We start from the raw sequence: 3,937 nt of genomic DNA, 5'->3' as shown, positions 1-3,937 counted from the left end.
CTTGTGCATGATTTGGCTGAAAATATGATACTTGGATATCACTACAAGGAACCTTTTTCAAAAAAAGGATTTATGAATTACGATATAATTCATGATCATGCCAAAAGACTCATCGAGGAATTTGACGTAAGGACTCCAAGTGAAAATGTTTCAGCAAAATCACTTTCAGGAGGAAACCAGCAGAAGGCAATAGTTGCAAGGGAATTTCACAAGGACCTTAAATTTCTCATTGCAGCACAGCCAACAAGAGGTCTTGATGTAGGTTCAATAGAATTTGTACATAAAAAAATCGTAGAGGCAAGAGACAAGGGTACGGCAGTTCTTCTTGTTTCACTGGAGCTTGACGAGGTACTGGCCCTGGCGGACAGAATCGGTGTAATATACGACGGCAAGATTGTTGGTACTCTTGACAGAAAGGACGCAACTGAGAAGAAAATAGGTATCATGATGGCTGGAGGTACTTTGGAGGAAGGCGGTGAAACTGATGAAAGAGGATAAGATATTAAAAAGATTTTGGGACAATTTCAGATTCCCACTCCTTGCAATAATTCTTGGATTCATTGTAGGAGCTGTTTTCATCATTGCATCAAACAATAGTCCCATTGTAGCATACAAGGCACTTTTTGAGGGCAGCCTGGGTGGAATATCAAAGTTTGGAGAAACACTTTACAAGACCACTCCAATACTCTTCACGGGACTTTCCATTGCAGTTGCTTTCAGAACTGGACTATTCAACATTGGAGCTGAAGGACAATATATTATGGGTACAATTTCAGCAGTTGCAGCAGGATGGTATTTCCAGTGGCTTCCTAAGTATCTTCTAATAACTGTAATTATTTTATCAGGAGCAATAGCGGGAGCATTGTGGGCATCAATAGCTGGCTTTCTCAAGGCGAAAATTGGAGTGCATGAGGTAATTACCACCATTATGCTAAACTATACGGCACTTCACCTGACAAATTATATAGTAAAGGCGGTACTAAATCCACAGGTACTGGAAGGAACAGTGAAGCAAGCTCATACTGTCAAACTGGCCGATCATGGAAAGCTTGCCAAACTTAGTGAAATTTTTCCTCAGTTTGGCTATTCAAGTGCGCATACGGGTATATTCATAGGCTTGGTTGCAGCATTTGTTATCTATGTCATACTCTTTAAGACGACTCTTGGATACGAGTTAAGGTCTGTAGGAAACAGTCCTGACGCCGCTGAATATGGAGGCATCAACAAGGTTAAAAATATTATTCTTGCCATGGCAATTTCGGGAGCTCTGTCTGGAATGGCAGGAGCAGTTCAGGTTTCAGGACTTCTCTATAAGGTGACTATGACATCAGCCATGCCTGGATACGGCTTTGATGGTATAGCAGTAGCCCTGGTTGGACAAATTCATCCCATTGGAATAATATTTTCTGCCCTTCTTTTTGGGATACTGAGCAACGGAGCAAGGAAGATGCAGATTGCAGGAATTCCAAAGGAAGTAATAGGAATAATCCAGGGTGTCATAATCGTCTTTGTAGCCGCAAACCAGATATTTGAAATTATGGAAAAAAGAAAGAAAGCAAAGGTAATGAAACTTAAGGAAATGGCTGAAGTGGAAGAAATTAACAACAATAAGGCAGAGGAGGGTGATGAACAATGACATTGACTATAATACTCGCAATCATTGCATCGGCATTCAGACTTGCTACTCCGCTAATATTTGCATCCCTTGGAGGAACTTTCTCTGAAAGATCGGGAGTTGTAAATATTGCGCTTGAAGGAATGATGCTCATGGGTGCATTCTTTGCTGTACTTGTGACTCATGTCTTTGGTAGTTCCATACTGGGAATATTTGGAGCAATTGTAGCCGGTGTTGTTACAGCCTTGCTTCTTGCGTTCATGGCCATACATCTTAGGTCAAATCAGGTGGTTGTAGGTACTGCCATCAATATTCTTGCAGTAAGTCTTACAGCATATTTTTTGGAAATAGTATGGCACAGGTCAGGTCAAACTGACTCACTGCCAAAGGAACTATCCTTGACAGGAAATCCTAAAGCATTTTCATTCCTTGAAAAAATACCGATACTCGGGGATGTTTTCAGCAGGTTTACACCATTCGTATACCTGGCCTTCCTTGCAGTTTATATATCATACTTTATAATATTCAAAACACCTTTTGGGTTGAGAATAAGGGCGGTTGGAGAACATCCAAGAGCAGCGGACACTTTGGGAATAAACGTATACAAGATAAGATACATCTGTGTAATGATATCAGGAGGCCTTGCAGGTCTTGCAGGTGCATCTCTATCCCTTGGAACGGTAAGTCTTTTTAGGGAAGGGATGTCAGTAGGTAAGGGTTTTATCGCCTTGGCTGCTATGATATTTGGTAAATGGCATCCAGTTGGAGCACTGTTTGCTTGTCTGTTCTTTGGATTTACAGAAGCTATTCAGATCCAGGCACAGACAATTGGCATCAATGTACCTCCTGAATTTCTTCAGATGCTTCCATATGTAGCTACTATTCTTGCACTTGCAGGAGTTGTAGGAAAAGCTACTGCACCTGCAGCAGATGGTATTCCTTATGAAAAAGGCGAAAAATAGACATTTATATAAAAAAATGTAAATAAAATGAAAAAAATGCGATTCGGCCACAGACCTTTCTTGTTAAGGTCTGTGGCTTTTTGAATTTTTGTTGAAAAGCTGAAGTTGTTAGAATTTCAATATTTGTCTTGACAATGGTTAATGAGGTAATTGTGAAAACGTTGTATTGTATTTTAGAAATCTCTTTATTTTTTTGTTAAAATTTGGTAAAATTAGTAAGACAACATACCAAAATCAAAAAGTTGGTATGAATCTTGTACGTAGGATAATAATATTATGAAAATTGGTTTTGAATTAAATCTTCAACAGTCACAGAAATTGATTATGACACCTGAGTTGCGTCAGGCTATTCAAGTACTTCAATTTAATAATGTAGAATTGAAAGATTATCTGGAAAAGCAGGTTGAATCTAACCCCTTTCTTGAAGTGCAGGAAAAACCCTCCCAACAGGACAATGAAAAGACAACAGAAGTAAAGGAAGTAACGGAAGTAAAGGAAGACAAGATTGACTGGAAGGAGGTAGTTGAAAAATACGACGACTACAGCTATAAGGCTTATAGCGGAAGTAGTGAGGAAAAACAATCCTTTGAATCATATACATCCAAGGCACAGTCCTTGAATGACCATCTGAGGTCCCAACTTGGACTTGCGGTCAATACTGATAGGGAAAGGATGATAGGTGACGAAATAATCGATTCACTGGACCACAAGGGATATCTTTCCATGACAGTTGATGAAATATCTGCCCAGATAAATGTGGATCCGGATGAAGTTGAAGATGTTCTTGCAAAAGTCCATACCTTCGATCCTGTTGGAGTAGCAGCAAGAGACCTAAAGGAATGTTTGAAAATCCAGCTTAAGGACAAGGGTATATTTGACGAGAAGGTATATGATATAATCGACTACCATATAGAAGACCTTGCCTGCAACAAGCTGCAGCATATAGCCAAGGTATTGGACATTACGGTTAAAAGAGTACAGGAAACCTGTGACATCATCAGGATGTTGGAGCCCAAGCCTTCAAGGGGATTTGTACTTGACAGCGACAGTATAAAGTATATATCGGCAGATGTTACAATAACAAAGGTGGAAGACGAATATGTAATAATAGTAAACGATTCGGATATGCCCCTTCTAAGAATAAGCAACTATTACAAGAAAATAATGAAGAATAGCGATGACAAGGAGACCAATAAGTTCCTGAACGACAAGTTCAACTCCTCCTTGTGGCTCATAAAAAGTATAGAACAGAGAAGGAACACCATGTACAAGGTTGCCGAGTCAATTCTTAAGCATCAGCTAGAATTTTTTGAAAAAGGCAATAAATTCCTTAAGCCAATGGTTCTGAAAAATGTAGCTG

General features: G+C 39.5%; 3 protein-coding genes and 1 pseudogene. All 4 read left to right on the top strand.

The genetic code is table 11. From position 1 onward, the window contains the following. A pseudogene (locus AC3AX0_RS05640) lies at nt 1-498 on the top strand (ABC transporter ATP-binding protein); the annotation flags it as partial. Further along, a complete protein-coding gene (locus AC3AX0_RS05635; protein WP_487549332.1) occupies nt 485-1,636 on the top strand; it encodes an ABC transporter permease in 1,152 nt (383 codons plus the stop codon). The pseudogene AC3AX0_RS05640 and the gene AC3AX0_RS05635, both read left to right, overlap by 14 nt. Beyond that, on the top strand, nt 1,633-2,577 hold the full coding sequence (locus AC3AX0_RS05630; protein WP_487549329.1) for an ABC transporter permease: 945 nt from the start codon (nt 1,633-1,635) through the stop codon (nt 2,575-2,577). The genes AC3AX0_RS05635 and AC3AX0_RS05630 overlap by 4 nt, the downstream gene beginning before the upstream one ends. A gap of 276 nt (nt 2,578-2,853) precedes the next feature. After that, nucleotides 2,854-3,937: RNA polymerase factor sigma-54 (rpoN, locus tag AC3AX0_RS05625; protein WP_487549328.1), on the top strand; the 1,084-nt coding region annotated here is incomplete at its 3' end.

Source organism: Dethiosulfatibacter sp. (assembly GCF_983023055.1).
The sequence above is the reverse complement of the archived record's forward strand: the minus strand, read 5'-3'. Positions and strand labels throughout refer to the sequence as shown.